The organism is Rhizobium sp. P2_G2 (assembly GCF_056403555.1).
This window is the reverse complement of the sequence record NZ_JBFUFF010000002.1, coordinates 194,907-220,904: the sequence shown is the minus strand read 5'-3', so window position 1 is coordinate 220,904 and position 25,998 is coordinate 194,907. Positions and strand designations below refer to the sequence as shown.

General features: G+C 61.7%; 27 protein-coding genes and 1 pseudogene. 14 read left to right on the top strand and 14 right to left on the bottom strand.

What is annotated here, in order from left to right:
• Nucleotides 1-185: 185 nt before the first annotated feature.
• Complete coding sequence (locus AC1D06_RS03450) at nt 186-1,769, bottom strand: peptide chain release factor 3 (RefSeq protein WP_477985014.1); 1,584 nt, start codon at nt 1,767-1,769, stop codon at nt 186-188.
• A gap of 91 nt (nt 1,770-1,860) precedes the next feature.
• On the opposite strand from AC1D06_RS03450, the gene dut reads away from it, so the two are divergent.
• From dut to cysK, 4 genes are all read left to right on the top strand, one after another.
• On the top strand, nt 1,861-2,334 hold the full coding sequence (gene dut / locus AC1D06_RS03445) for a dUTP diphosphatase (RefSeq protein ID WP_477985012.1): 474 nt from the start codon (nt 1,861-1,863) through the stop codon (nt 2,332-2,334).
• Nucleotides 2,331-3,227 carry a GNAT family N-acetyltransferase gene (locus AC1D06_RS03440; RefSeq protein ID WP_477985010.1) on the top strand — a complete coding sequence of 299 codons (897 nt, stop codon included), beginning with the start codon at nt 2,331-2,333 and terminating at the stop codon, nt 3,225-3,227. The genes dut and AC1D06_RS03440 overlap by 4 nt, the downstream gene beginning before the upstream one ends.
• 156 nt (nt 3,228-3,383) lie before the next feature.
• Nucleotides 3,384-4,001 carry a LysE family translocator gene (locus AC1D06_RS03435; RefSeq protein ID WP_477985008.1) on the top strand — a complete coding sequence of 206 codons (618 nt, stop codon included), beginning with the start codon at nt 3,384-3,386 and terminating at the stop codon, nt 3,999-4,001.
• Nucleotides 4,002-4,127: 126 nt separating this feature from the next.
• On the top strand, nt 4,128-5,096 hold the full coding sequence (gene cysK / locus AC1D06_RS03430; RefSeq protein WP_477985006.1) for a cysteine synthase A: 969 nt from the start codon (nt 4,128-4,130) through the stop codon (nt 5,094-5,096).
• Here cysK and AC1D06_RS03425 read toward each other — a convergent pair.
• Entirely contained in the window at nt 5,093-5,539 is a 447-nt protein-coding gene (locus AC1D06_RS03425; protein WP_477876141.1) for a hypothetical protein, read from the bottom strand. The genes cysK and AC1D06_RS03425 overlap by 4 nt on opposite strands.
• Nucleotides 5,540-5,553: 14 nt before the next feature.
• A complete protein-coding gene (locus AC1D06_RS03420; RefSeq protein ID WP_477876140.1) occupies nt 5,554-7,086 on the bottom strand; it encodes a YifB family Mg chelatase-like AAA ATPase in 1,533 nt (510 codons plus the stop codon).
• A gap of 569 nt (nt 7,087-7,655) precedes the next feature.
• Here AC1D06_RS03420 and AC1D06_RS03415 point away from each other — a divergent pair.
• On the top strand, nt 7,656-7,889 hold the full coding sequence (locus tag AC1D06_RS03415; RefSeq protein WP_477985004.1) for a hypothetical protein: 234 nt from the start codon (nt 7,656-7,658) through the stop codon (nt 7,887-7,889).
• 162 nt (nt 7,890-8,051) lie between these two features.
• Here AC1D06_RS03415 and gshB read toward each other — a convergent pair whose 3' ends face one another.
• The 8 genes from gshB to rsmI form a co-directional block, all read right to left on the bottom strand.
• Complete coding sequence (gene gshB, locus AC1D06_RS03410) at nt 8,052-8,999, bottom strand: glutathione synthase (protein ID WP_477876138.1); 948 nt, start codon at nt 8,997-8,999, stop codon at nt 8,052-8,054.
• 101 nt (nt 9,000-9,100) lie between these two features.
• Entirely contained in the window at nt 9,101-10,087 is a 987-nt protein-coding gene (locus AC1D06_RS03405; RefSeq protein WP_477985002.1) for an endonuclease/exonuclease/phosphatase family protein, read from the bottom strand.
• Nucleotides 10,084-11,184, bottom strand: coding sequence for a sn-glycerol-3-phosphate ABC transporter ATP-binding protein UgpC (ugpC, locus tag AC1D06_RS03400; protein WP_477876136.1), 1,101 nt, complete (start codon nt 11,182-11,184; stop codon nt 10,084-10,086). Before ugpC ends, AC1D06_RS03405 begins: the two co-directional genes overlap by 4 nt.
• A gap of 13 nt (nt 11,185-11,197) precedes the next feature.
• The gene (locus AC1D06_RS03395; protein ID WP_477985000.1) at nt 11,198-12,112 is read right to left on the bottom strand and encodes an ABC transporter permease subunit; all 915 of its coding nucleotides are present in this window, start codon (nt 12,110-12,112) and stop codon (nt 11,198-11,200) included.
• 10 nt (nt 12,113-12,122) lie between these two features.
• Complete coding sequence (locus AC1D06_RS03390; protein ID WP_477876134.1) at nt 12,123-13,007, bottom strand: carbohydrate ABC transporter permease; 885 nt, start codon at nt 13,005-13,007, stop codon at nt 12,123-12,125.
• A gap of 121 nt (nt 13,008-13,128) precedes the next feature.
• Complete coding sequence (locus AC1D06_RS03385; protein ID WP_477984998.1) at nt 13,129-14,478, bottom strand: extracellular solute-binding protein; 1,350 nt, start codon at nt 14,476-14,478, stop codon at nt 13,129-13,131.
• A gap of 225 nt (nt 14,479-14,703) precedes the next feature.
• Nucleotides 14,704-15,072 carry a YraN family protein gene (locus AC1D06_RS03380; protein WP_477984996.1) on the bottom strand — a complete coding sequence of 123 codons (369 nt, stop codon included), beginning with the start codon at nt 15,070-15,072 and terminating at the stop codon, nt 14,704-14,706.
• Nucleotides 15,069-15,977, bottom strand: a complete 909-nt coding sequence (gene rsmI / locus AC1D06_RS03375) for a 16S rRNA (cytidine(1402)-2'-O)-methyltransferase (protein ID WP_477984994.1) — start codon at nt 15,975-15,977, stop codon at nt 15,069-15,071. The genes AC1D06_RS03380 and rsmI overlap by 4 nt, the downstream gene beginning before the upstream one ends.
• A gap of 179 nt (nt 15,978-16,156) precedes the next feature.
• Between rsmI and dnaN the strand changes: the two genes are divergently transcribed.
• The 3 genes from dnaN to AC1D06_RS03360 all read left to right on the top strand — a co-directional run bounded on the left by dnaN (nt 16,157) and on the right by AC1D06_RS03360 (nt 18,581).
• On the top strand, nt 16,157-17,275 hold the full coding sequence (gene dnaN, locus AC1D06_RS03370; RefSeq protein ID WP_477984992.1) for a DNA polymerase III subunit beta: 1,119 nt from the start codon (nt 16,157-16,159) through the stop codon (nt 17,273-17,275).
• Nucleotides 17,276-17,376: 101 nt separating this feature from the next.
• The gene (gene pmtA, locus AC1D06_RS03365; RefSeq protein WP_477984990.1) at nt 17,377-17,973 is read left to right on the top strand and encodes a phospholipid N-methyltransferase PmtA; all 597 of its coding nucleotides are present in this window, start codon (nt 17,377-17,379) and stop codon (nt 17,971-17,973) included.
• Between the two features lie 2 nt (nt 17,974-17,975).
• Complete coding sequence (locus AC1D06_RS03360; RefSeq protein ID WP_477984988.1) at nt 17,976-18,581, top strand: histidine phosphatase family protein; 606 nt, start codon at nt 17,976-17,978, stop codon at nt 18,579-18,581.
• A 9-nt stretch (nt 18,582-18,590) separates the two neighbouring features.
• On the opposite strand, the gene AC1D06_RS03355 is transcribed toward AC1D06_RS03360, so the two are convergent.
• Nucleotides 18,591-19,463, bottom strand: a complete 873-nt coding sequence (locus AC1D06_RS03355) for a sigma-70 family RNA polymerase sigma factor (RefSeq protein ID WP_477984986.1) — start codon at nt 19,461-19,463, stop codon at nt 18,591-18,593.
• Nucleotides 19,464-19,576: 113 nt separating this feature from the next.
• Between AC1D06_RS03355 and AC1D06_RS03350 the strand changes: the two genes are divergently transcribed.
• The 5 genes from AC1D06_RS03350 (at nt 19,577) to AC1D06_RS03330 (ending at nt 22,733) form a co-directional block, all read left to right on the top strand.
• The gene (locus AC1D06_RS03350; RefSeq protein ID WP_477984984.1) at nt 19,577-20,032 is read left to right on the top strand and encodes a carboxymuconolactone decarboxylase family protein; all 456 of its coding nucleotides are present in this window, start codon (nt 19,577-19,579) and stop codon (nt 20,030-20,032) included.
• 100 nt (nt 20,033-20,132) lie between these two features.
• Nucleotides 20,133-20,825, top strand: coding sequence for an orotidine-5'-phosphate decarboxylase (gene pyrF / locus AC1D06_RS03345; protein WP_477984982.1), 693 nt, complete (start codon nt 20,133-20,135; stop codon nt 20,823-20,825).
• 42 nt (nt 20,826-20,867) lie between these two features.
• Complete coding sequence (locus AC1D06_RS03340; protein WP_477984980.1) at nt 20,868-21,155, top strand: DUF1330 domain-containing protein; 288 nt, start codon at nt 20,868-20,870, stop codon at nt 21,153-21,155.
• 65 nt (nt 21,156-21,220) lie between these two features.
• On the top strand, nt 21,221-22,201 hold the full coding sequence (locus AC1D06_RS03335) for a complex I NDUFA9 subunit family protein (RefSeq protein WP_477984978.1): 981 nt from the start codon (nt 21,221-21,223) through the stop codon (nt 22,199-22,201).
• Between the two features lie 370 nt (nt 22,202-22,571).
• On the top strand, nt 22,572-22,733 hold the full coding sequence (locus tag AC1D06_RS03330) for a hypothetical protein (RefSeq protein ID WP_477984976.1): 162 nt from the start codon (nt 22,572-22,574) through the stop codon (nt 22,731-22,733).
• Between the two features lie 44 nt (nt 22,734-22,777).
• Here AC1D06_RS03330 and AC1D06_RS03325 read toward each other — a convergent pair whose 3' ends face one another.
• A complete protein-coding gene (locus tag AC1D06_RS03325) occupies nt 22,778-23,821 on the bottom strand; it encodes an SDR family oxidoreductase (RefSeq protein ID WP_477984974.1) in 1,044 nt (347 codons plus the stop codon).
• Between the two features lie 192 nt (nt 23,822-24,013).
• Nucleotides 24,014-24,802: pseudogene (locus tag AC1D06_RS03320) on the bottom strand (undecaprenyl-diphosphate phosphatase); the annotation flags it as partial.
• 330 nt (nt 24,803-25,132) lie between these two features.
• Here AC1D06_RS03320 and AC1D06_RS03315 point away from each other — a divergent pair.
• Nucleotides 25,133-25,825, top strand: a complete 693-nt coding sequence (locus AC1D06_RS03315) for a glutathione S-transferase family protein (protein WP_477876121.1) — start codon at nt 25,133-25,135, stop codon at nt 25,823-25,825.
• Nucleotides 25,826-25,998: the final 173 nt, after the last annotated feature.

Here is a 25,998-nt window from a genome sequence, read left to right as displayed (position 1 = left end):
GACCGCGTCGAAAAAAGCACCTCAGGATGAGGGGGAGTGTGGAGCGCTGCGGGTGCCCCAATCTCCCCTTGCCGGAACAGTGCTTGTGGCCGTGCAGAGGCCTCAATCTCCACCTCACCCTGAGGTACTTTTTCGACGCAGTCGGAAAAGCCTCGAAGGGTCCTGCGGCAACCGCCTCACGCCACTTAAGCTGCCTTCGCCACCTGATATTCCTTGATCGCCACCATCTTGATCGCAGGATAGCGCTCCGATTCATAGCGCAGCGAAAAGCTGTCCTGCGCCAGGAAAACCGGGTCGCCATCGAGGTCGCGGGCAATATCGCCGCGCCGGGCGGTGACGAATTTGTCCAGATCGAGCGGGTTGTCGGCCGAGATCCAGCGGCAGATCGAGAAGCGGGAAATCTCGAAGCTCACCGGCAGGCCATATTCCGCCGATAGCCGTTCCTTCAGCACATCGAGCTGCAGCGCTCCGACCACGCCGACAATGGCCGGCGAACCATCCTCCGGCGAGAACAGCTGCACGACGCCTTCCTCGGCCATCTGCTGCAGCGCTTCCTTCAGCTTCTTCGCCTTCATCGCATCTTCCAGCCGCACGCGGCGCAGAATCTCCGGCGCGAAATTCGGCACGCCCTGGAACACCAGCTGCTCGCCTTCGGTCAGAGTATCGCCGATGCGAAGCGTGCCGTGGTTCGGAATGCCGACCACGTCGCCGGCATAGGCCGTGTCGGCCAACTGGCGCTGCGAGGCGAAGAAGAATTGCGGCGCCGTCAGGCCCAACTGCTTGCCGGTACGGGCGAGCCTGGCCTTCATGCCGCGCTCGAGCTTGCCGGAGCAGACGCGGGCAAAGGCGATACGGTCGCGATGGTTGGGGTCCATGTTCGCCTGGATCTTGAAAACGAAGGCGGTCATGTTGTCTTCGGCCGCATGCACGGTGCGGATATCGGCCACCTGGTCGCGCGGCGGCGGGGCGAAATCGCCGAGCGCATTGATCAGGTCGCGGACGCCGTAATTCCTCAGAGCCGAGCCCCAGAGCACCGGCGTCATATGGCCGTCGAGGAAGGCGTCGCGATCGAACGGCCTGCAGGCTTCCTTGGCGAGATTGGTTTCGTCGATGAAGGCGTCACGTTCGTTTTCGGGCAGCCGGTTGGCCACCGCTTCCGGGCCGTTGACCGAGACCGGCACGATCTCGGTGTCGGAGCCGCGCACGCTGTTCTCCGCCAGATGATAGGAGCCGCAGAATGTCTTCGAGCGGCCGATCGGCCAGGTCAGGGGCGCCGTGTCGAGCGCCAGCTTCTCCTCGACCTCGTCGAGAATCTCGAACGCGTCGCGGCTCTCGCGGTCCATCTTGTTGATGAAGGTGATGATCGGGATGTTGCGCAGCCGGCAGACTTCGAACAGTTTCAGCGTCCGCGGCTCGATACCCTTGGCGGCGTCGATCACCATCACCGCGGCGTCGACGGCGGTCAGCGTGCGATAGGTGTCGTCGGCAAAATCTTCGTGGCCTGGCGTGTCGAGGATGTTGAAGACATTGCCTTCATATTCGAAGGTCATCACCGAGGTGACGACCGAGATGCCGCGCTCACGTTCGATCTTCATCCAGTCCGAGCGGGTCTGCATGCGATCCTTCTTCGCCTTGACTTCGCCGGCGAGCTGGATGGCGCCGCCGAACAGCAGCAGCTTTTCCGTCAACGTCGTCTTGCCGGCGTCCGGATGCGCGATAATCGCAAAGGTGCGGCGGCGGGAAATCGCCTCGGCCAATTCGTCTGTCATCGTCGTGAAAATCCTGTTGGTTGCCGGCTATCTAGCGATTTGGGCCGGCAAATGCAATTGACCGGCAGCACCGCCTGCGCAACAAAGCGCCATGACCCAGAAAAGCATGATCACACCCGTTATCGGCCTCGTCCGCCTGCCGCATGCCGAGGACCTGCCGCTGCCATCCTACGAGACCGAAGGGGCGGCCGGCATGGATATCCGCGCCGCCATTCCCGCCGACAAGCCGATCGTGCTGAAGCTCGGCAACCGGGCGCTGATCCCGACCGGCTTTGTCATGGAAATCCCGCCGGGCTATGAGGTGCAGGTCAGGCCGCGCTCCGGTCTGGCGGCCAAGCACGGGATTACCTGCCTCAACACGCCCGGCACGATCGATAGCGACTATCGCGGCGAAGTGCATGTGCTGCTGATCAATCTCGGCGAGGAGCAATTCGTTGTCGAACGCGGCATGCGCATCGCCCAGCTTGTCGTCGCTCCGGTCGTGCAGGCGGTCATGGAGGAAAGAGCGCTGGCCGGCATGACCACGCGCGGTGCCGGCGGCTTCGGCTCGACCGGGCTGCAATGACGGGGCCGGTCGAGCGGGATGGGCTGACGCTGAAGGCCGGCTATTTCGACGACCCCGCGGCATTCCAGGCGCTGGCGGATCTGATCTTCGACACGTTCTCATTGGACATAACGCTGGTTGACCGGTTCGGCGGCCCCGATCCGAGTTCCATGCCATTCGGCTGGTTCGACAAGAGCGGCCAATGCGTCGCCAATTTCTCTGCCTTTGCTATGCCGCTGATGGTCGACGGCAAGCCGGTTCGGGCCGTGGGCTACCAATCGGGTGCCGTCAGGCCGGAATACCGTGGCCGCGGTCTCTATCGCGATGTGATGCGCCGGGCCTTCCAATGGTCTGAAAACCAGGGTTACGCATCCGGCCTGCTGCTCACCGAAACGCCGGCGCTTTACGAGCCCTACGGTTTTCGCTCTGTGCCGCAATGGAGTTTCCTCGTGCCGAGGCTGGCGAAGACGACGGTCACTGCGGCGCGGCCGTTGTCGATCGATGCACCGGCCGATGCCGCGCTGATCCGTGCACTGCTCGATGCCCGCATACCGGTGTCGGAGCGCTTTGCGGTCGCAGGCCACGCAATCGAATTCATGCTCAACGCCTGCTTCAATCCAGCGGCGCGATTGAGCTATCTGCCTGATGTCGATGTGGTGGTCGCATGGGCTGAGATCGATGGCCGGTTCCGGCTGCTCGACGTCGTCGGCCGCATGATCCCGAACCTCGCCGAAATCGTCGCAGCAATCGGTATCGAGATGGAAGAGGTGGAAGTAATGTTTCCGCCCGATCGGCTCGGCCTGCAGGATATGCCGATGCGAGGGCCACGGCTCGACTATCTTATGGTCAAGGGCGCGCTTCTGGATGTGTTGAAGGACAGGCAAGTCATGCTTTCGCCGATGGCGGATTTCTGACAATTTCTCGTGTGATAGATCACCAATCGGAAAAAATAGAAATAGCCGTATAAAATACGGAATAATTAAAACATGTCCATAAATTTCTTATTTCGGTGGTTGACCTGACGCTGCCGATTGCGTATGGCTGTATGCGCACCAAGCTGGAGTGCCGCCATGACGCTTTCCACCATCGCCGCCTACGCTTTCGCCTTGTTTGTCGTCGCCCTGATTCCCGGGCCGGGGATCACGGCGCTGGTTGCGCGCGCCCTCGGCGCCGGCTTTGCCGAGAGTTTTGCCATGGCGCTTGGCATCATGCTCGGCGACATCATTTTCCTGTCGGCCGTGGTGTTGGGTCTGTCCGTCCTGGCGCAGGCCTTTGGCACTGTTTTTCTGGTCATCAAGTTTCTCGGCGTCGCCTATCTCGCCTGGCTTGCGCTGAAGATGTGGCGCGCCGGCATCATCAAGACGGATATCACGACAGTGCCGCGCCGAACCATCACGCATTCCTTCCTGTCGGGCCTGTTCGTCACGCTCGGCAATCCAAAGGCGATGATTTTCTATGTGGCACTGGTTCCGACACTGGTCAGTCTCGACCAGATCCGGTTTGCCAGCTACCYGGAACTGGTCGCGATCACCTTCATCGTGCTGACGGTAGTCACGGTCCCCTATATTCTGCTCGCGGCCAAAGCGCGCAATTTCCTGCGCCATCCCGCCGCGCTGAAGCGGGTGAACCGGATCTCGGCCAGCTTCCTGGCCGGCACAGCGGCCTATATCGCGCTTCGCTCGAACTGAGGCAAGACGCTGCCGTCTGGCCGCCTTTGGGAGTTTATTTCCGCAAACCCGGTTGGCGCATGCGAATCTCTCTGGAAATATCGGCACTTGCAGCCTAGTTTCCTCTCGACAACAGGGAGAAACGCCATGGCGGAAACACGCAAGCCCGGTCGGGGCCGGATCTACAATTCGATTACGGAAACCATCGGCGACACGCCGCTGGTGCGGCTGGACAAGCTGGCGAAGGAGAAGGGGGTCAAGGCCAATCTGTTGGCCAAGCTCGAATTCTTCAACCCGATTTCGTCGGTCAAGGATCGCATCGGCGTAGCGATGATCGAATCGCTGGAAGCCCAGGGCAAGATCAAGCCCGGCGAGACAGTGCTGATCGAGCCGACCTCCGGCAATACCGGCATCGCACTCGCCTTCGCCGCGGCCGCCAAAGGCTACAGGCTGATCCTGACCATGCCCGAAACCATGTCGGTGGAGCGCCGCAAGATGCTGCTGCTGCTCGGCGCCGAGCTGGTGCTGACGGAAGGCTCGAAGGGCATGAAGGGCGCCATCGCCAAGGCCGAGGAACTGGCGTTGACGCTGCCCGACGCAATCATCCCGCAACAGTTCGAAAATCCCGCCAATCCGGAAATCCACCGCAAGACCACGGCCGAGGAGATCTGGAACGACACCAACGGTACGGTCGACATCTTTGTTGCCGGCATCGGCACCGGCGGCACGATCACCGGCGCCGGCCAGGTGCTGAAGGCAAAAAAACCGTCGATCAAAGTGGTCGCCGTTGAACCGGCGGATTCGCCGATCCTCTCCGGCGGTAATCCCGGCCCGCACAAGATCCAGGGCATCGGCGCCGGCTTCGCCCCGGCAATCCTCGACACATCTGTTTATGACGAAGTCATCACCGTCACCAACGACGACGCCTTCGCCAATGCCCGGTTGGTGGCAAAACTCGAAGGCGTGCCGGTCGGCATTTCCTCCGGCGCGGCACTGACGGCGGCGATCAAGGTCGGACAGCGCGAGGAAAATGCCGGCAAGAATATCGTCGTGATCATTCCCTCGTTTGCCGAACGCTATCTGTCGACCGTGCTGTTCGATGGATTGGGCGGTTAATTCGGCCAGCTTTTACGACGACCGATTTGGGCCGGCCCCATGCTGGCCCCTTCATATCGCCAGTCCGATGCGAGGCACTCGAAGGTCTCGTCCTTGAAATAGTAGAGGAAATGTCGGTCTCCGCCACCTTTCAGCGCGCGCCAGTCGGTCGGCGCGTCGCGGCGATCGTCAGGTCCGGTAATTTCGTAGAACTCTCCCCATCCCGGGGCCACTCCGCTATAGCGGCACTGCCCGAGATACCAGCCTTCGTCATTCGTCCGGCCCAGGCGCCAGCGGCTGCAGCCGGCAAACGTCAAGGTTCCCCACGCGTCATGCTCCGCCTCATTCGTCCATGGGCCGAGGAGAAAGCGGAGGGTTAGCGCCGACCCCACAACGGAGCATTCGGGCTCCGGCGAGCCCGGGCAAGCATCCCACATCGTGCTCAACCTGATGAAATCCGGCATCGGCCATTCCCCGATCACGCCGCACTCAGCAATCGATCACCAGCAATCCGGTATGAAATCGCCTCGGCAAGGTGAATGCGGCCGACATGCGCCGCACCGTCGAGATCGGCGAGCGTCCGCGCCACTTTCAGAATCCGATGATAGCCGCGGGCGGAAAACTTCATCCGGTCGGCTGCTTCGCGCAGCAGCTGCAATCCGCCGGCATCCGGCTCGGCGATCTTTTCGATCAGCATTGTCGAGCACCGGGCATTGCAATCCGTCTCCGGCTGGCCGGCGGCGATGAAGCGGTCGCGCTGCAATTGCCGCGCATTGGCGACGCGCTTGGCAACGACCGCGCTCGACTCGGCCGCTGCCGGGCGGATCAGGTCGAAGGCCGAGACGGCCGGCACGTCGACGCGAATATCGATGCGGTCGAGCAGCGGCCCGGAGATCCGGCCCTGATAGTCACTGACGCAACGCGGACCTCTTTGGCAGGTATGCCCCGGCTCGCCCGCCATGCCGCAGCGGCAGGGATTCATCGCCGCGATCAGCTGGATCCTGGCGGGGTAGCTGACATGATGGTTGGCGCGGGCGATGACGCATTCGGCGGTTTCAAGCGGCTGCCGCAGCGCATCGAGCGCCTGCGGGTGGAATTCCGGCAATTCATCGAGGAAAAGCACGCCATTATGCGCGAGCGACGCCTCTCCCGGCCGCGCTTTCATTCCACCACCGATGAGCGCCGCCATGGTGGCGGAATGATGCGGCGCCCGGAACGGCCGCCGGTCCGACAGCTTGCCGCCGGAAAGCTGGCCGGCGATCGAGTGGATCATCGACACGTCAAGCAATTCGCCTGATGTCAGCGGCGGCAGGATCGAGGGCAGACGCTGCGCCAGCATCGACTTGCCCGAACCGGGCGGCCCGACCATCAACAGATTATGCCCGCCAGCCGCCGCGACCTCCAGCGCCCGCTTGGCGCTTTCCTGGCCCTTGATGTCGGCGAGATCGGGGAGATTGGCCGGATTCTGGCGGACCGCAGGCTCGGGTCGGGTCAACACCTGCGTGCCGCGGAAATGGTTTGCCAGCCCGATCAGGCTGCGCGGAGCTAGGATATTGAAGCCTGGCCCGGCCCAGGCCGCCTCCGGTCCGCATTCATGCGGGCAGATCAGGCCCCGGTTCATCGCATTGGCCGCGATCGCCGCCGGTAGCACACCTGCGACCGGACCGATCGTGCCATCGAGATTGAGCTCGCCGATGACCAGAAATTCCGCCAACGCATCAGCCGGCACCGCGCCAAGTGACGCCATGATCGCCAGCGCAATCGGCAAATCAAAATGACTACCCTCTTTGGGCAAATCAGCCGGCGCCAGATTGACCGTCAGCCTTTTCGGCGGCATCGCAAGGCCGGAGGCATGAATGGCGGCCTGCACCCGTTCACGGCTCTCAGCCACGGCCTTGTCCGGGAGTCCGACGATCTGCACGGCGATCTTACCCGGCCCGAACATCACCTGCACATCCACCGGCACGCCCTCAATGCCCTGAAATGCAACCGTCCTGACTCTTCCAACCATGCGGCCTGTCCCTGCTCAATGCTGCCGTGAAACAACTTTCCCTGGTCAACGTCAACAGCTTGCAGCTAAACACAGGTCAAGGAATAAAACAAGAACAATGAACGAACAAAAATCTATCCCGCTGGTGTCTGGCCTAAAACACCGTTCTTACCAAGGGCGGACACCAAACCACCTTGGGGGAAATTACCGATGGCAGGTCAGCATCGCAATTGTAATGTTGCCGGGCACTTTGAGTTTTCGGCCGGCTTGATGGCAGCCGGCCCCGTCGCATAGTGACGGCGCATGAGCGTCTTCAGCGACATGGATGCTGTTGTGCTTGATGCAACGCCAGAAATCGGCACGAGATGAGTGAACATCTCGTCAACGTCCGGGGAAGTCGTCCACCGCGCGCTGCCACCACCGGCCACCCGACGAACAGCTAATTTGCCAACGGCGGAAACGGAGCGTGGTATGAACAAGGCTGCTATAAATCGGCTTGATACCATTTTGCTTCATAGTCAACACCCTTAACTTTGTCCATATCCAAGTAGTTCAATTTATGATAGAGATTTTGTGATTGGAGAATCATTGTGAAATTCAACGAACAACACCAAATCATTCTGGATGCCTTTTATAACCGCCGCTACGGCGTGTCCCCCACTGCTACGAGAAGCGCCGTGGAGAGCCATGCGAGGAGACACCTGCTCAAGGGGGCCGACTATACGAAGGCACTCGACAGCGCCATTGCGGCCGGCCTGCTCGTAAGCATGTCGGACGCGAGCTTGGCCATCAGGGGCGCAGGTCGGAACATGCTGCCTAAGTAATCACCGACCACGGCTGCGACAGCCGCTTCCGATCTTGCAGATTTCGGCAGGCCAAGTGACAAAAAAGAACGACAAGCGAACAAAATTGTAGGCCGGCGCAGCAAGTTTGCAGAGAATTTTAAAGCGGCAGCAGAGGCGGCCGTGGAACCGCCGCGATTGCCCTCAACCCCGCCGTCTCTCGACAGCATCCCAGAACAATGCCGCAATATCGGCACCGCCGAATTTCCGCACTTCGCGGATGCCGGTCGGCGAGGTCACGTTGATCTCGGTCATATAATCCCCGATCACATCGATGCCTACGAGGATGAAGCCGCGTTCACGGAGCGCGGGGCCGATGCGGCGGCAGATTTCCTGTTCGCGTTCGGTGAGTTCAGTCTTTTCAGCCCGGCCGCCGACATGCATGTTGGAGCGGCTGTCGGTCTCGGACGGCACGCGGTTGATGGCGCCGGCGGGCTCGCCGTCGATCAGGATGATGCGCTTGTCGCCTTTGCGGACGTCGGGCAGGTATTGCTGGGCGATGAACGGTTCGCGGAACATTTGGTTGAACATTTCGAGCAGTGAGGTGAAATTGCGGTCGTCACGCGACGAGTGAAAGACGCCGGCGCCGCCATTGCCGTAAAGCGGCTTCAGGATGATGTCGCCCATTTCGGCACGGAAGGCGGCGATCTCCGCGGGATCGCGGGTGATCAGCGTCTTCGGCATCAGGTCGGCGAATTCGGTGACGAAGATCTTTTCCGGCGAATTGCGCACCCAGTTGGGATCATTGACCACGAGCGTCTTCGGATGGATGCGCTCCAGCAGATGCGTCGACGTGATATAGGCCATGTCGAAGGGCGGGTCCTGGCGGAGCAGCACCACATCCATCGTCGACAGATCCACGCGCTCCGGCGCGCCGAGCGTATAGTGGTCGCCCTTGACATCGCGCAGCGTCATCGGCTCGACAGTGGCGATAATCTTGCCGTCGCGCATGGAGAGGCGGCTTGGCGTATAGTGGAAGAGATTGTAGCCGCGGGTCTGAGCTTCGAGGCTCATGGCAAAGGTGGAATCGCCGGTGATGTTGATCGAGGACACATGGTCCATCTGCACGGCGACGTTCTTGATCTTTGCCATGGGAATGCTCTCCTGCCCCTGAATGCGTGCGGATGATGTAGGACGGGCACGCCGGTCTGGCAAGCCCATCCGGCCAGCCGGTCTGGCTAGCCAGTCTGGGATCAGGCGAAGCCGTCGATGCGGCAGGTGATGTGGTCGTGGTCGGAGAGCGGCCGGCCGGTCCCATCGAGCGAAGGCGTGATCTCCGAATGGCCGATGATCAGGCCGCGCGACAGGAACCAGTCAAGCTTCATCGCGCGTTCCGGCCAGTGGGTGATCAGGCTCGGCCGCGTCGTCATCTGTTCGATCGGGCCGCCATGGCGGGTGAAGCCACGCGTAGCGCTCATCGGAAACAGGCCCTCGGCCTCGAAATCGCCGCCGGCGTGGTTGCCGGTGTTGAGATCGCCGCCGATGAGGATCGGCAGGGCAGGGAAGGCGGCTTCGATTTCGTCAATCAGTTCCTTCGTCTGCCGCTCGCGATAAGCGGCCGTGGTGGCGCTTTCGAGATGCACGGAGACGGCGACGAAAGGCCCTGCTTCGGTGGAGATCAGGCCGCCGACGGCGCAGCGTTCGCCGATGCGTGGCTGATCGGCATCGTTGCGCCACAGACGCTCGCCCAAGAGGCGGACCATGAACGGCTGCTCGATCGGCACGGAGGAGACAAGGCCGTTGCCGTGGAAACCTTTCTCGTTGATGCTGTCGCGGCAGAAACCACGCTCGGTGTCCGAGCCGAGGCCCATTTCCAGGAATTCGACGCCATAGGCATAGGCCATGCGCATCGCGCTCGCCAAATCTGCGGTCGTATGGCGCTGGGCGGTGCGGGCCATGCCATTGTCCATCTCGGACAGCAATACGACGGCTGGTTCGCTCTTTTCTACATGCGCGGCGCTATCCTCGACGAACAGGCAGCGTTCCAGGTTCCAGGCGGAGACGTTGAACGGGAAGGCGAGCGGCAGGGTGCGGGACGGCGATCCGCCGGTCTCGACCGTGCCCATCGCGCCGAGCCGGCTCATGATCGCATCATGCGCTTCGACGGTTTTGGGACCAACCAGCTGGGCGCGCTCTTCGAGCGAAATCACATCGAGGGCGGAAACTGCGGCACGGATCATTGCACCTGCGCCTGGACTGCGGCGATATCCGCCGCCGGGATCGGGCTGCCGGCGATGCGCTTGCCATCAGTGGCAGAGAAATAGTGAAAATGGTCGGTCGCGATCGTCAGGCCCATGCGCTCGCCGAACGGCTGGGCCGAGGGGGCGGCGACCGTGATCTGCTGCCCACCGACCGTGCCATGCAGCAGACGCTGGGCGCCGAGTTCCTCGACATAATCAAGATGGAACGCGATCCGGCCTTCGATATCGAGCGAGGCCTTTGCATCCTCGGCACGGAAGCCGACGATCAGCTTTGGTTCTTTCGGGGCACCGGCGCTGGCGGGCACTGACTGATCACCGATGCGAATGCCGTCAGGGCCATTCTCGGCATTGACCAGGTTCATCGCCGGTGAGCCGATGAAGCCCGCGACAAAGGTCGAAGCCGGCTTGTGATAGACTTCCAGCGGGCTGCCGATCTGCTCGACCAGGCCCTTGTTGAGCACGACGAGGCGGTCGGCCAGCGTCATTGCTTCGGTCTGGTCATGGGTGACGTAGATCGCGGTCGTGCCGAGCCGCTTCTGCAATTGCTTGATCTCGCCGCGCATCGACACGCGCAGCTTGGCGTCGAGATTGGAAAGCGGTTCGTCGAACAGAAAGGCGACCGGCTCGCGCACGATCGCACGACCCATGGCGACGCGCTGGCGTTGGCCGCCGGAGAGTGCCGCCGGGCGACGGTCGAGGAAGGGTTCGAGATTGAGCGACTTGGCCACGTCGGCGACGCGCTTGGTGCGCTCGGCCCTGGAGACGCCGGCGACCTTCAATGCGTAGCCGATATTCTCGGCCACCGTCATATGCGGATAGAGCGCATAGTTCTGGAACACCATGGCGCAGCCGCGCTCGCGAGGTTCGAGCTTGTTGACCACGCGGCCGGCAATGGAGATTTCGCCGGCGGAAATTTCCTCCAGTCCGGCGACCATCCTGAGCAGGGTCGACTTGCCGCAGCCGGACGGTCCGAGGAAGACGACGAATTCGCCCGACTGGATTTCGAGATCGACGCCATGGACGACGGCATTCTTGCCGTAGCTCTTTTTGACGCCACGCAGGGAGATTGGTGCCAAGGCCAGAATCCTTTCACTTTTCGGTGGAGATAAGGCCGCGCACGAACCAGCGCTGCATCAGGATGACGAGGATGAGCGGCGGCGACATGATGATCAGCGTGCCAGCCATCGCCACGTTCCAGTCCGGCAGGCCGAATTCGGACGGGATCAGCGTCTTGAGTTCGGTGACGGCGATGCCGAATTTGGGATCTGTGGTGATCAGCAGCGGCCAGAGATATTGATTCCAGGCCCAGACGAACATGATGGTGAAAAGCGCGATCATGTTCGAGCGCGACAGTGGCATCAGGATATCCCAGAAGAACCGGATCGGCCCTGAGCCATCCATTTTCGAGGCTTCGGCCAACTCTTCCGGGACCGTCAGGTAGAATTGGCGATAGAGGAAGGTGCCGGTCGCCGTTGCGACCAGCGGCAGGACGAGGCCGGTATAGGAGTTCAATAGCCCCCATTGCAGCTTGACTTCGATGCCGAAGAGATGGGCGACGAGCCAGCTGATGCCGGTGATATCAGAGATCGCCTGGAAGGGTTCCAGCACGTTGGCGGCGATCGAATAGGTCGGAACGATGCGCACTTCGAGCGGCAGCATCAGAGTAATGAAGATCATCCAGAAGATCACGATGCGGCCACGAAAGCGGAAATAGACGATCGAGAAAGCGGCCATGGCCGACAGGATCACTTTGCCGGCCCCGACAGCCGCAGCGAAGATGACGCTGTGCAGGAGCTTGTTGCCGAGATCGGCGCGGACCCAGGCGGTCTGGACGTTCTCCCAGAAATGCGATCCCGGCGTCAGTGGCATCGGCACCGTGTTGACCGCTTTGAGATCAAGTGTCGAGGCGATGATGACGATGGCGAAAGGCAAGAGCGCGATGACCAGCCCGAGCGCCAGCAGCAGATAGCTGATGAAATTGAAGATCGGCGTGCGTTCGACCATGGCCCAGCCCTCACTTATAGTGCACGCGCCGCTCGATGAAGCGGAACTGGAAAATGGTGAGCAGGATGACGAGCAGCATCAGGATGATCGATTGCGCCGCCGCACCCGAATAATCGAGCCCTTTGAAGCCGTCGAAATAGATCTTATAGACCATGAGCTCGGTGGCGCGGGCCGGCCCGCCTTGCGTCATGACGTCGACAATGCCGAACGAGTCTTGAAAGCTCTCGGTGATGTTGATGACGAGCAGGAAGAACAATGTCGGGGTCAGCAGCGGCAGCTGGATATCCCAGATGCGGCGCATCGGCCCGGAGCCGTCCATGGCGGCAGCCTCGATCAGCGAGCGGGGAATGCCTTGCAGCGCCGACAGAAAGAAGATGAAATTGTAGCCGATATATTTCCAGGAAAAGGTGACGATGACGGCGATCATCGCGTCCTTGCCGTCGAGCGCGGGATTCCAGATGTCCGGCCAGATATGGTTGATGATCGACAGCAGGCCGGCCTCGGGCGCCAGGATGAAGCGGAAGGCAAGACCGAGCGCGGGTGCGGCGATCGCATAGGGCCAGATGAAGATCGAGCGGTAGAGCTTATGGCCGCGCAGTTCGCGGTCGGTAAGGATCGCCAGTGTCAGTGCCAGCACCATGGAAATGGCGGTCGACGACAGGCCGAAGACCAGGCTGCGAACGATAGAGTTCCAGTAGATCGGATCGCTCAGCAACTGCCTGAAATTATCGAACCCGACCCAGCGGTTGCCGCCGCCCCACGGCTGTTCCAGCGTAAACGCCCAATAGAGCGCCTGCGAGCCCGGCCAGTAGAAGAAGATGAAGATCAGGATGAGCATCGGCGCCGCAAACAGCAGGCCGATCGTCGTCGAGGAGAAGGTGACGCGCTTTTCCATGAATCGCTTCAATCGGAGTTAAAGGACGGTCCGAAACACGCGGTAAACGCATCCGGACCCGAGATCGTGTGAAGCCCTATCCGGCGCCCTGGCGCCAGATAGGGCCTGGATGCGCGAGGCCTTACGGCAGCTGGACGCCCTTATAGGTCGCCTGGAAGCGGCGCAGGATCTGGTTGCCGCGATCGGCGGCGCCATCGAGCGACGTCTGGACATCGGCATTGTTGATGAAGATGTCCTGCAGGGCGTTGGAGATTTCCTGGCGGATCTGCAGCAGGCCGCCGAGGCGGACGCCATGCGGAGCATTGTCGTTGGCCGGCGAAGCGGTCAGGCTCTTGATGGCGAGTTCGCGGCCGGCATAGGGCGCCTTGTCGTAGAAGTGGTTCTTGACCAGGTACTGATAGCCGGAATTACGCACCGGGATATAGCCCGTGACGGTCGACCAGGTCAGCGCTTCTTCCGGTTTGGCGACGAAGTTGAAGAAAGCGGCGGCAGCCTTGTATTCGGCGTCGGAATGGCCCTTCAGCACCCAGAGCGATGCGCCGCCGACGAACGAGCTGTGACGCTCGGTGCCCTTGTAGACGGGCAACATGGCGGTGCCCCAGTTCATGCCGGCTTTGGCGGTGCGGCCGATATTGCCGTGGTCGCCGACAGAGGTGAGGATGACCTGGCAATCACCGGCAGCGAAGGCTTCGACGAAAGTCTGGCCGGTTTCCTTGGACTTGATGAGCGCTTCCTTGGCGTCGTACCAGCCTTTCAGATCCCTGACGAACTGGACCCACTTGCCCTTGTTGATGGTCAGCTCGGCATCTAGGCCTTCATAGCCGTTCTTGTTCGTGGCGACAGGTTCGCCGTGAATGGCGTTGAACTGCTCTTCATACTGCCAGACTTCGTCACGCGAAATATTGAAGCCGAGCGGGCAGGCATAGCCGGCTGCCTTCAGCGCCTTGAAGTCTTCGCCAGCTTCTTCCCAGGTCGCCGGAGCGTGATCCTTGCCGATCTTGGCGAACGCGTCCTTGTTCCAGTAGAGCAGAGCGGTCGAGGAGTTGAAGGGGAAGGAGTACATTTCGCCCTTCGACGTCGCATAATAGGAAGCGATGCCGGAGAAATAGTCCTTCCAGTCGACGGTGTAGCCCATGTCCTTCATCAGCTTGTTAGCCGGGTAAAAAGCGCCTGACAGCATGATGTCGAGCGTACCGGCATCCGACACCTGGGCAATGGTCGGCTGCTTGCCGGCGCGGTAGGCGGCAATGGTGTTCTGCAGCGAGGCATCGTACGAGCCCTGGCTGGTGCAGACAACTTCGTAATCGTTTTGCGACTTGTTGAAGCGGTCGCACTGTTCCTGAACGCGTTTGGCGATATCGCCGGAATTGCCGAACCAGAAGTCGATCTTGGTCTTTTCGGCGGCGGCGGGGCCAGCAAGGAAGGCTACGGCGAGAAAGGCGCTGACAGCGCCCAGGAGCTTGGCTTGCATGAGAACCTCGAGAAAGAGAAACGCAGATTTTTGCGCGAGGCCCTATTAGCGGCTTCGATTTGTCCCGGCCAATGAAGTTTATATGACGGCTAACAATCCCGGATATCATGGTGTTGGCGAGGTTCAGTTGGGGTAGCGTCCGGCCGTTTGCAGCGCTTTGCCGCCAGCCTTCGGGTCGCCGTCGATCAAGCTTGGCCGAAGTTGAAGCGTGTAAGTCAAAAAGCTTTAAAACGCATCGCTGAAATGCTGCGGCCGGCTCCAGGGGGTGACGGCGACGATATCGTAACGGTAGGCGAGGCGTGACGCATCGGGCTGCCGGGCGATCCAGGCGAGGCTGGCATTGCGGATGCGGCGCTGCGTCGACGGATCGACGGCGAAGATCGCGTCGCCGATGATCCGCCGCGCCTTGACCTCGACGAAGGCCACGAGATCGCCCTTCCTGGCGATGATGTCGATTTCGCCGGTTTTGACGCGAAAGCGCATGGCGACGACGCGGTAACCGCGCAGGATCAGGTAAAAGGCGGCGTAATATTCCGACAACCATCCGATGAGCAGCGCCTTGCGCCGGTCATGTCCGGAGCGCGGCGTCTTCAACTCTTGAGCTCCAGTAGGCGCTGGTAGAGTTCCTTGCGCGGCAGGCCTGTCTGGCGCGCGGCTTCCGCCGCGGCCTTGGCAGCCGGCATCTGGGCCGCGAGCGTTTTCAACATCTCGTCCAACGTCTCGCCCTGGGGCGCCGCTTCAGGCTCCGGCGGCGCGACTGCGACGACGATCTCGCCTTTGACATTCGGATTGTCGTCATAATACGCGGCCAGATCGCCGAGCGTGCCGCGGCGGAATTCCTCGAATGTCTTGGTCAGTTCGCGGCAGACCGAAGCCTGACGGGTCCTGCCGAGAACATCGGCGGCGTCCTTCAAGCTCTGAGGCAGCCGGTTTGGCGATTCGAAGAAAATCAGCGTGCCGGGAATGCTTGCGATTTCCGCCAGCCGGTCGCGGCGGGCCTTTTCCTTCTGCGGCAGGAAGCCGGCGAAATAGAAGGAATCGCTCGGCAGGCCGGCGGCGGAGAGCGCCGTCACTACCGAGGAGGGGCCGGGGATCGGAACGACTTTCAATCCGGCCTCGACCGCCTCGCGCACCAGCCGATAGCCTGGATCGGAGACCAGTGGTGTGCCGGCATCGGAGACCAGAGCCACGGATTTGCCGGCTGCGATCGCCGCGATCAATCTTGGTCCAGCCTCTTCGGAATTGTGCTCATGATAGGCATAAGCACGCTTGGAAATGCCGTAGCGGTCGAGCAGGACGCGCGTCACCCGCGTGTCCTCTGCCGCGAGGATGTCCGCGCCGGCCAGCGTTTCGAGCGCCCGGAGCGTCATGTCGCCGAGATTGCCGATCGGCGTCGCCACGAGGTAGAGCGCGGGCTCCAGCGGCCGCGCGGGTATGTCCAGCGTGCGGATGCGGAAACTGCCGGAGGCGGAATTGTCTGTCTGATCGTCTGCGGCCAAGGCCTGCTCCGGAAATTCAACTGTTTCTCTTTATGGGCGGCGGCGGCGAGATGTGCAAGAGAGCGGGCGCTCAAGCGAAATCGCTTGCCATAGCCGCATTATTTCTGCCATTTTGCGCGTCCGCACCGGGGGCGGGTTTTCCGGCTGGGCCGGCACCAATAACGAAAACGGTAGATATCATGCGTGTTACACTCGAGCGTTCCAACCTTCTGAAATCTCTGGGCCATGTTCACCGCGTCGTGGAACGCCGCAACACGATCCCGATCCTTTCCAACGTGCTGTTGAAGGCTGAAGGCTCCAGCCTGATGATGAAGGCGACCGACCTCGATCTGGAAATCACCGAAGGCGCGCCCGCCATGGCCGAACAGGCCGGCGCCACCACCGTGCCGGCGCATCTGCTCTACGAGATCGTCCGTAAGCTGTCGGATGGCTCCGAAGTGATGCTGTCGACCAATGCCGACGGCTCGACCATGAGCGTCACCTCCGGCCGTTCGAAGTTCTCGCTGCAATGCCTGCCGGAAGCCGACTTCCCGGATCTGACCGCCGGCACGTTCAGCCATGCCTTCACCATCAAGGCATCCGATCTCAAGATGCTGATCGAGCGCACCCAGTTCGCAATTTCCACCGAAGAGACGCGCTATTATCTCAACGGCATCTTCCTGCACGCCGTCGAAGCTTCGGGTGCCCTGAAACTGCGCGCCGTCGCCACTGACGGTCACCGCCTGGCCCGCTCCGAGATCGAGGCGCCCTCGGGCTGCGAGGGCATGCCCGGCATCATCATCCCGCGCAAGACCGTCGGCGAAATCCAGAAGCTGATCGAGGATCCCGAAGCCAATATCCGCTTCGAAGTCTCCGACGCCAAGATCCGCCTGTCCTTCGGCGAGATCGTGCTGACCTCGAAGCTGATCGACGGCACTTTCCCGGATTACCAGCGCGTCATCCCTTCGGGTAACGACAAGGAAATGCGCGTCGATTGCGGCACCTTCGCCAGCGCCGTCGACCGGGTCTCGACCATCTCCTCGGAGCGCGGCCGCGCCGTCAAGCTGGCGCTTGCCGACGGCCAGATGACACTCACCGTCAACAACCCCGATTCCGGCAGCGCCACGGAAGAGCTCGCGGTTTCCTTCGAGGGCGACCCGCTGGAAATCGGCTTCAACGCCCGCTATCTCCTCGACATCACCAGTCAGCTGACCGGCGATGATGCCGTCTTCAAGCTCGCCGATCCGGGCTCGCCGACCATCATCCTCGATTCGTCGAGCGGTGATGCGCTGTACGTGCTGATGCCGATGCGCGTCTGAGCGGCTGTGAACTCTCCGGACAAAATTTAGGCCTGCATAACCGCTTGTCTTGCTTTCACCTTTTTTGATTGCATCTATGATGCAAATCAAAAGGGGAAAACATGCGCGCACTCAAGGATCGCCTGGCGTCGAAATTCGACGACGAAATCCGTTTCATCCGTGGCATGATGGCCGAGCCGAAGACGGTGGGCGCGATCATGCCCACCTCGGCGCGCATGGCCGCCAAGATGGCGAGCATCATCGACACCGGTTCCGGCCTTCCCGTTCTGGAACTCGGCCCCGGCACCGGCGTGATCACCAAGGCGATCCTTGCCATGGGCGTGAAGCCGGAAAACCTGGTCTCCGTTGAATATTCGACGCAGTTCTACGACCATCTGGTGGAAAAATTCCCCGGCGTGCACTTCATCAATGGCGACGCCTTCAATATCGAAGAGACGCTCGCAGCCTATCGCGGCCAGAAATTCGATTGCGTCATCTCCGGCATTCCTCTCCTCAATTTCCCCATGCATGCGCGGGTGAAGCTGGTCGAGAGCCTGCTTGACCTGATGGCACCGGGCCGGCCGGTGGTGCAATTCTCTTATGGCCCGAAATCACCTGTCGCCAAGCGGCCGGAGATCTACAAGGTCGAGCATTTCGACATTATTCTGCGCAACATCCCGCCGGCGCAGATCTGGCACTACAAGAAGGCGCATGCCTGAGCATGCTCGGCTTCTACGTCACCCATCCGCAGATCATCGTGGATCCAGCGGTGGCGGTACCTCGTTGGCACCTGTCCGACAAGGGCAAGGCGCGCGCCGCATTGGCGGCCACTTTGCCATGGGCAAAGGCGCTTGGCCGCATCGTCAGCAGCGATGAGACCAAGGCAATAGAGACGGCGGAAATCCTTAGCAATGCCTCGAATGTGACGCCGGAGATTGTCGAGGGCATGGGCGAAAACGATCGCTCTGCCACCGGTTTCCTCGTGCCTGACGAATTCGAAGCGGCAGCCGATTGGTTCTTTGCCCATCCGGAAGAAAGCTTTCGCGGCTGGGAGCGCGCGATCGACGCGCAGTGGCGGATCGTCTCGGCGGTGACGCGGATTCTCGACCGCCATGATCCTGCCCAGCCGATTGCCTTTGTCGGCCATGGCGGCGTCGGCACATTGCTGAAATGCCGTCTCGGCGGTCAGCCGATCGCCCGTGATGGAGACCAGCCTGCCGGCGGCGGCAACCTCTTCGCCTTCCGCCTCCATGACCGGAAATTGCTGACCGGCTGGGTGGCGATGGATGAATGGACGGGCGAACGGCGGGAGATTTTGGCGAGCTGACATAGACCGTCAGTTCCCGGCATCCATAATCTCCATCTCCGCCAGACTGCCAGCATTGGCCACCGCATAAATCTCCGCAATCATGCCGTCGCGCACGATCACCTTCGACACCAGCAGCAGTTTGCCGACCGGCGCCACCAGGATACCGACCTCGCCGTCGAGCAGCGCGACTTCGGCGGTCTTGGCGCGGCCGAGATAGACCTTGCCGATCGCATCGGCGCCACGGATTTCCCCAAGTGAACCCAGCCGCACGGCAGCTTCGTCGGCGTGGAAGATCACGTTGGGGTCGAGCACAGCCAGCAGGCCGGCGAAATCGCCGTCACGTGAAGCGGCGAGGAATGCCCGTACCACCTCACGATTACCGGCCAGTTCGGCCTCGTCCGGTACCGGCCTGCCCTGCACGCGGCGGCGCGCGCGGCTGGCGAGCTGTCGCGCCGCAATCGGCGTCCGATCCACGATCGGGCCGATATCGTCGAAGGGCAGGTCAAACATGTCGTGCAGCACGAAGGCGATGCGTTCGGCCGGCGACAATTGTTCGAGCACGACCAGCATGGCGAGCCCGACCGAGTCAGCCAGCATCGCCTCTCTCTCGATCACCGCGGCCTCCGGCTCGACGGCCGGCTCATGGCTGGCGGTGTCGATCCCGTCCTCGCGGCGCGATTTCCGCGATCGGAGCATGTCGAGACAGACGCGGGAGACGACGGTGGTCAACCAGCCGCCGAGATTCTTCACCCCGACGGTATCGGCGCGGGAGAGGCGGATCCACGCCTCCTGCACGGCATCTTCCGCCTCGCTGGTCGAGCCCAGCATCCTGTAGGCAATGGATTTCAGCTGGGTGCGATTTGCCCTGAATTGTTCGGCGAGAAAATTTTCTTCGTCCATCGGTCACGTTTCCTTTTGTCGCTCCGTCACACCGATGACGAACGAAAGCCGGGCCGCGTGACGGGTCGCCGGCAAGATCGTCGGAAAATTGATAAACCTGATGGAGACCAACCATGCAAGCGAGAATGAAACATCCGGTCGGACTGCTGCCCGAGACGCTCACCGCACTTCACGCCGTCGGCAAATCGACCGAAAAGGAACTGCCGCTCACCATCCGCAAGCTGGTGGAATTGCGCGCCAGCCAGATCAACGGCTGCAGCGTCTGCGTCCATATGCATGCGGACGAGTTGAAGAAGGCCGGCGAAAGCGACGAGCGCATCTTCGCCGTTGCCGCCTGGCGCGACACGCCCTTCTTCACCGACGAGGAGCGGGCTGCTTTGGCTCTCACCGAATCCGTGACCCGGCTCGCCGACCGCGCCGATCCCGTGCCGGACGACATCTGGGAAGAGGCGCGCAAGCATTTCGACGACAAGCCGCTCGCCGCACTGATCGTCGAGATTGCGCTGATCAATGTCTGGAACCGCCTGAACGCCACCGTCAAACAGGTGGTCGGCGCGCCCTGGAAGTAATAGTGCCATAAATAGCGGTGATTTCCCTGCCTTTCTTCTTGCAGGCCGGTGGCATGCGTGGCACTGGTCGGCCGGTCAAATCAAGGCAAGGGAGCTTGGCATGGCGGCGAGGGACAGGCTGATCGTGGGGCTGGACGTGCCGAACGTCAACGAAGCCGCCGATATCGTCAAGAAACTCGGATCCGCCGTCGCTTATTACAAAATCGGCTATCAGCTCGTTTTCGCCGGCGGACTGGATTTCGCCCGTGAGCTTGCACGCGACGGCAAGAAGATCTTCCTCGACATGAAGCTGCTCGACATCGACAACACGGTGGCGAGCGGCGTCGAGAACATCGTCAAGATGGGCATGACCATGCTCACCTTGCACGCCTATCCCAAGGCGATGCGCGCCGCCGTCGAGGCGGCCAAGGGTTCCAGCCTCTGCCTGCTCGGCGTCACGGTGCTGACCTCCATGGATGAACAGGACATGATCGAGGCGGGATATGACTATGCCCCCAATGCGCTTGTTCTCCGGCGCGCCGAACAAGCCCGCCGTGCCGGCATGGGCGGCATTGTCTGCTCGGCCGAGGAGGCGCAGGTGGTGCGCAAGGTCGTCGGTCCCGACCTTGCCGTTGTCACGCCCGGCATACGTCCCATCGGCATCGACAGGGACGATCAGAAGCGGGTCATGTCGCCCTCCGAAGCCATCCGCGCCGGCGCAAGCCATCTCGTCGTCGCCCGACCGATCGTCAAGGCGCCCGAGCCCCTGGAAGCGGCGCGCGCCATCCTTGCCGAAATCGATTCCGTGCTTTAGACCCCCTTGCACAGCCCAACAGACTGACCGTCGGAGGTAGAAATGGCCAAGGGATATTGGATCGCCCGCGTCGATGTGCGTGATCCGGAGCGCTACAAGGACTATGTCGCCGCCGCCAAGCCGGCTTTCGAAAAGTATGGCGCCAATTTCCTCGCCCGCGGCGGCGAATATCACCGTCTCGAGGGTGAGGTCCGGGCACGCAACGTGGTGATCGAGTTCCCTTCGCTGCAGGCGGCCTATGATTGCTATAACTCGCCGGAATATCAGATGGCCGCCGCGATCCGCCATCAGGTCGCCGACGCCGAAATGGTGGTCGTCGAAGGCATTTAGCCGCTTCACCTCCGAGACGCTTTCAGCTAAGGAACGGATTAAAGGCGGCCTATAGGAGAACGACGATGACGCTAGCGAATGTACCGAAACTCGTGACCGTGTTCGGCGGATCGGGCTTTCTGGGGCGCCACGTGGTTCGCAGTCTGGCGCGGCGCGGCTTTCGCGTCCGTGTCGCCGTGCGCCGTCCCGATCTCGCCTTCTTTCTGCAGCCGCTCGGCAATGTCGGCCAGATTTCCTTCGCCCAGGCCAATCTGCGCTATCGCGCCTCGGTTGACGCGGCGGTCAAGGGTTCGGACCATGCGATCAACTGCGTCGGCCTGCTCTATCCGTCGGGCCGCAACACGTTTGATGCCGTGCAGGATTTCGGCTCACGCGCCATAGCCGAAGCGGTCCGCGCCCAGGGTTGCGGCCTGACGCAGATTTCCGCGATCGGCGCCGATGTCGATTCGCCCTCCGTCTATGCCAAGAGCAAGGGCCGCGCCGAGCGATCGATCCTCGCCACCGTGCCGGATGCGGTGATCATCCGTCCGTCCGTGATCTTCGGGCCCGAGGACACCTTCTATAACCGCTTTGCCGAAATGATGCTGTCGATGCCGTTCCTGCCGCTGATCGGCGGGGGCCAGACGCGTTTCCAGCCGGTTTTCGTCGATGATGTCGCCGAGGCGGTGGCGCGGTCGGTCGAAGGCCGCGTCCCTGGCGGCAAGATCTATGAATTCGGCGGTCCGGAGGTGAAGAGCCTCAAGGCCATCTATGAAGAGATCATGGCGATCACCTATCGCGAGAAGCGCATGGCCACGCTGCCGTTCGGCCTTGCGTCCCTGATCGGCTCGGTCAATTCGCTGATCCCCTTCGTCAAGCCGACGATCACGTCGGACCAGGTGACGCTGCTGCGCTCCGACAACGTCGTTTCGGGCGCCGCCATGGCCGAGGGCCGTACGCTGCAGGGCCTCGGCATCGAACCGACGCTCGCTGGCGCCATCCTGCCGAGCTATCTCGTTCGCTATCGGCCGGAAGGCCAGTTCACCCATTCCGGCTCTGCTGCCTGAAGCATGTCGCCTGAAAGTGGGAACCGGTTTCAGGACAACGACATGCGCAAAACAAGGGTTTAGAGCGCGGTTCTGATTCCATCAGAACGCGAAGCGCTCTAAGCCTCGGCCTGGCTAGCAAAAATATGGCCGCTGCCGGTCCTGGTGGCGGCTTTTTTGTGGCCGGAAATTGCCGAATTTCGGGCGATTTATGCACAAGTTGCACAAAAGCCGCACAAATTCACTATAGCGCATTAACCCGCCGTTCAGCATCGATGTTTTATTGCTTAGATGTGCACGACTGAATAAAACCCGCCCCAACAACAACCCGATTGGATGCGACTGATTTGGCGGATGCACGGGCAAATATCCAAGTCATTAGGGGACTTTAATGGGCAAATCGATCGCATTGTTCTTTGCGTCTGCGGCGCTTGTCATTCTCGCCGGTTCCTTCGTCGCGCCGCATACGGTCGCCGCCGACAAGACCAAATGCGCGCCGGCCTACGGCGTCGATCCCTGCACGGTCACGGGGACCATCCCCACGGGTCATTGAGCGATCTGTGAACGATGAATATGGGGTCGCGGGATGCGGCCCTATTATTTTGCCTTGAGTTTCGTGCCGACAAGGTCGAGCCCGATCAGGCTTTCGGCACTGGCAAGGATCGCCGCCTCGTTCGAACGCGGGTTCCATCCAAGCAATTCCCTTGCCTTGGCACTGCTGCCGGGTCGGACAAGGCCCAGTTGGGGAATCGCGGCCCGCGCCGCCGGATTGAACAATCCGGCAATCCGCACCATCCAATCCGGAAGCTGATAGCGCGGCGTCCTGGATGCCGCTTCGCCCAGCCGGCGTCTTAGCAGCAAGGCAATCTCATGGATCGACATGGGTGGACCGACAACGGCGATGAAGCGCTCGCCGGCCGCTTTCGCATGCGTCATGGCCATGAGATGCAGTTGGGCGACATCGCGGACGTCGACCACGCCGAAACTGATGCGCGGCGCGCCGGGCATGGCGCCGGAGAGCAGCATCCTGATCAGTTCGATCGAGGTCGAGAGATCCGGCCCGAGCACTGGTCCGAAAATCCCGGTCGGATTGATGACCGAGAGTTCCAGCCCACCGCCTTCGCGGGCGATGAAATCCCAGGCGGCGCGTTCGGCGATCGTCTTGGATTTCGCATAGGGCTGGGCGTCCGGCGCGTTGAGATCGGTCCAGTCCTTCTCGGTGAACACGCCGCCTTCGGGCAGGCGGCCGTAACTGACGGCGGCGAAAGACGAGGTCATCACCGCCCGCTTCACGCCCGCGTCGCGGGCGGCGCGGAGCACACGCAGCGCGCCGTCGCGGGCCGGCCGGATCAATTCATCCTCGTCTTGCGGCACGTCGGCGGGAAAGGGCGAGGCGACATGCAGCACATAGTCGCAGCCGGCGACCGCATCCGCCCAACCGGCATCCCGGTCAAGGTCCGCCGGAAACAATGACAGGCGCTCGCCAGCGTCGATGCCGCCGACCTTCAGCATGGCGCGCAGATCGCCCTCACGCCTGAGGCTGCGCACCGTCGCACGCACCTCGTGGCCGTCGGCAAGCAGGGCGACAATGCAATGGCTGCCGACGAAGCCGGTGCCGCCGGTAACGAGAACTCTGCTCATGGCCACCCTCTTTGAGGCCGAGATTGCCCGGCCTCACGTTAAGATGGATAAATGCTGCCGGTTGGCAAGTCGTTTGACGGTTGATTGCGAGTAGTAAGGTCGGGCTTGCCGCCCGACTGACAATTACTGCGTCGTGGTGCTGGTCTGCGTCGCCGCCGGCTGCGCTTCCGCCGGCTTGTTGGCCGGATAGAAATACAGGCCGAACAGGCAGACGAGACCGAAGACGATGCGCCACCAGGCGAACGGCGCATAGCCGCGCCGGGAGACGAAGGCGAGCAGCGAGCGCACGACGAGGAGGCCGGAGACGAAGGCGGCGATGAAGCCGATCGCGACATAGGTCATGTCGTCGACGCTGATATTGTGACGCTGCTTCCACACGGTCAGCACGAAGGCGCCGACCATGGTCGGCATGGCCAGGAAGAAGGAGAATTCGGCCGCCGAGCGCTTGTCGGTGCCCATCAGCAACGAACCGACGATGGTTGCGCCGGAGCGCGACGTGCCCGGGATCATCGCCAGGCACTGGCAAAGGCCGATCTTGAGGGCCAGCGGCAGCGGATAGGCCATGGCGTCGAAATATTTTGGCCTGAGCTTCAGCCGGTCGACGGCGAGCAGGATGATACCGCCGATGATCAGCACGAAGCAGGTGCGGACGGGATCGCCGAACAGGGCTTCGAGGTGACTTGCCACGAAGAAGCCGATGATCGCGGCGGGCAGGAAGGCGACGAGGATCGAGAGGACGAAGAAGCGTGACCGCTGGCTGGAATGCAGGGTCAGCGCCACGTCGAGCAGCTTGCGGAAATAGACCAGCAGGATGGCGAGGATCGCACCGAGCTGGATGAGGATGGTGAAGGAGGCGGCGACTTTGTTCTTGTCGAAGCCGAGAAAATGCTCGACGAGCAGCAGATGTGCGGTTGACGAAACAGGGAGGAATTCCGTCAATCCCTCGACGATGCCGAGGATAAGGGCGTTGAAATAATCCATGGATGCCTCTTGGTGATTGGCTAGGCAGGAAGCCGGCCGAGATGCTGTGGCCCGCCTGATTACCGCCGGCAGGGCGCGATTCGCTCTACCAGCATTCTGTGAAGGAGTCAGTTTACAGATTCGTAAACGTTAAGATTTTATCCGAATGATGGCTCAAATTGTCGATTCATTTACCGGAAACCACCTGCGGATGCGAAGAATCAGCTGAACTGCTTGTATCGGCGGAACCAAATTTCTATACCTGTCAATTGTCTAATCCTCGGACGGCACTTTCCGATTCCCGCTTTGGCGTTGTCGGGAGCGCTGCAGCCAACCTCTAGCCGGTAGCCCATGACCCTCCTCTATCACCATCCCATGTCGACCGCGTCGCGCTTCGTCCGGCTGATCTTCTCGGAATATGCCGTGCCGTCGGAGCTGGTGGAGGAGCCGATCTGGGACAAAAGGCGGGATTTCATCGCGCTCAATCCGGCCGGCACGCTGCCCGTTTATGTCGATGACAACATGCGGGCGCTCTGCGGCGCTACGATCATCTCGGAATTCCTTGACGAGACGAGCGGCGTGTTGAAACGCGACCGCCGCCTGCTTGCCGAAGACCCTTTCCAGCGCGCCGAAATCCGCCGCCTGACGGAATGGTTCCTCAACAAGATGGAGCAGGATGTGACGCGGCCCCTGGTGCGCGAGCGCGTCTTCAAGCTTTACATGACGCCCGAGCAGGGCGGCGGCGCGCCGGATTCGAAAATCCTGCGCACCGCGCGCGGCAATATCAAGCAGCACATGCGCTATCTGACCTGGCTTGCCGGTTCGCGCACCTGGCTCGCCGGCGACCGCCTGACCTATGCCGACCTTGCCGCGGCCGCGGCGGTCTCCGTGCTCGACTATCTTGGCGAGATCGACTGGAACGATATGCCGCAGATCAAGGAATGGTACCAGCGGATCAAATCGCGCCCCGGCTTCCGGCCGCTGCTCAATGATAGGATCAGGGGCGTGACACCGGCGCCGCATTATGCGGATCTGGATTTTTAGGACGTTGATCGCCGTGCCTCGCGGCCACCCCCCTCTGGCCTGCCGGCCATCTCCCCCTCAAGGGGGGAGATCGGCAGGAGGCACGCGCTCCGTCCCGAATAACTGTCGAGCGCTGCGCATGCGACAGAAGAGAGGTCCGGGACACTGCCCCATCGAATCTCCCCCCTTGAGGG

What these genes read in the sequence shown, in the direction of transcription:
- AC1D06_RS03425 (WP_477876141.1), bottom strand. Translation starts at nt 5,539, where the DNA reads ATGCCGGATTTCATCAGGTTGAGCACGATGTGGGATGCTTGCCCGGGC.
- cysK (WP_477985006.1), top strand. Translation starts at nt 4,128, where the DNA reads ATGGCGGAAACACGCAAGCCCGGTCGGGGCCGGATCTACAATTCGATT.
- AC1D06_RS03405 (WP_477985002.1), bottom strand. Translation starts at nt 10,087, where the DNA reads ATGATCCGTGCCGCAGTTTCCGCCCTCGATGTGATTTCGCTCGAAGAG.
- AC1D06_RS03450 (WP_477985014.1), bottom strand. Translation starts at nt 1,769, where the DNA reads ATGACAGACGAATTGGCCGAGGCGATTTCCCGCCGCCGCACCTTTGCG.
- AC1D06_RS03395 (WP_477985000.1), bottom strand. Translation starts at nt 12,112, where the DNA reads ATGGTCGAACGCACGCCGATCTTCAATTTCATCAGCTATCTGCTGCTG.
- AC1D06_RS03335 (WP_477984978.1), top strand. Translation starts at nt 21,221, where the DNA reads ATGACGCTAGCGAATGTACCGAAACTCGTGACCGTGTTCGGCGGATCG.
- AC1D06_RS03360 (WP_477984988.1), top strand. Translation starts at nt 17,976, where the DNA reads ATGCTCGGCTTCTACGTCACCCATCCGCAGATCATCGTGGATCCAGCG.
- dnaN (WP_477984992.1), top strand. Translation starts at nt 16,157, where the DNA reads ATGCGTGTTACACTCGAGCGTTCCAACCTTCTGAAATCTCTGGGCCAT.
- AC1D06_RS03355 (WP_477984986.1), bottom strand. Translation starts at nt 19,463, where the DNA reads ATGGACGAAGAAAATTTTCTCGCCGAACAATTCAGGGCAAATCGCACC.
- gshB (WP_477876138.1), bottom strand. Translation starts at nt 8,999, where the DNA reads ATGGCAAAGATCAAGAACGTCGCCGTGCAGATGGACCATGTGTCCTCG.
- pmtA (WP_477984990.1), top strand. Translation starts at nt 17,377, where the DNA reads ATGCGCGCACTCAAGGATCGCCTGGCGTCGAAATTCGACGACGAAATC.
- dut (WP_477985012.1), top strand. Translation starts at nt 1,861, where the DNA reads ATGACCCAGAAAAGCATGATCACACCCGTTATCGGCCTCGTCCGCCTG.
- pyrF (WP_477984982.1), top strand. Translation starts at nt 20,133, where the DNA reads ATGGCGGCGAGGGACAGGCTGATCGTGGGGCTGGACGTGCCGAACGTC.
- AC1D06_RS03390 (WP_477876134.1), bottom strand. Translation starts at nt 13,007, where the DNA reads ATGGAAAAGCGCGTCACCTTCTCCTCGACGACGATCGGCCTGCTGTTT.
- AC1D06_RS03350 (WP_477984984.1), top strand. Translation starts at nt 19,577, where the DNA reads ATGCAAGCGAGAATGAAACATCCGGTCGGACTGCTGCCCGAGACGCTC.
- AC1D06_RS03340 (WP_477984980.1), top strand. Translation starts at nt 20,868, where the DNA reads ATGGCCAAGGGATATTGGATCGCCCGCGTCGATGTGCGTGATCCGGAG.
- AC1D06_RS03315 (WP_477876121.1), top strand. Translation starts at nt 25,133, where the DNA reads ATGACCCTCCTCTATCACCATCCCATGTCGACCGCGTCGCGCTTCGTC.
- AC1D06_RS03420 (WP_477876140.1), bottom strand. Translation starts at nt 7,086, where the DNA reads ATGGTTGGAAGAGTCAGGACGGTTGCATTTCAGGGCATTGAGGGCGTG.
- AC1D06_RS03330 (WP_477984976.1), top strand. Translation starts at nt 22,572, where the DNA reads ATGGGCAAATCGATCGCATTGTTCTTTGCGTCTGCGGCGCTTGTCATT.
- AC1D06_RS03440 (WP_477985010.1), top strand. Translation starts at nt 2,331, where the DNA reads ATGACGGGGCCGGTCGAGCGGGATGGGCTGACGCTGAAGGCCGGCTAT.
- AC1D06_RS03385 (WP_477984998.1), bottom strand. Translation starts at nt 14,478, where the DNA reads ATGCAAGCCAAGCTCCTGGGCGCTGTCAGCGCCTTTCTCGCCGTAGCC.
- AC1D06_RS03325 (WP_477984974.1), bottom strand. Translation starts at nt 23,821, where the DNA reads ATGAGCAGAGTTCTCGTTACCGGCGGCACCGGCTTCGTCGGCAGCCAT.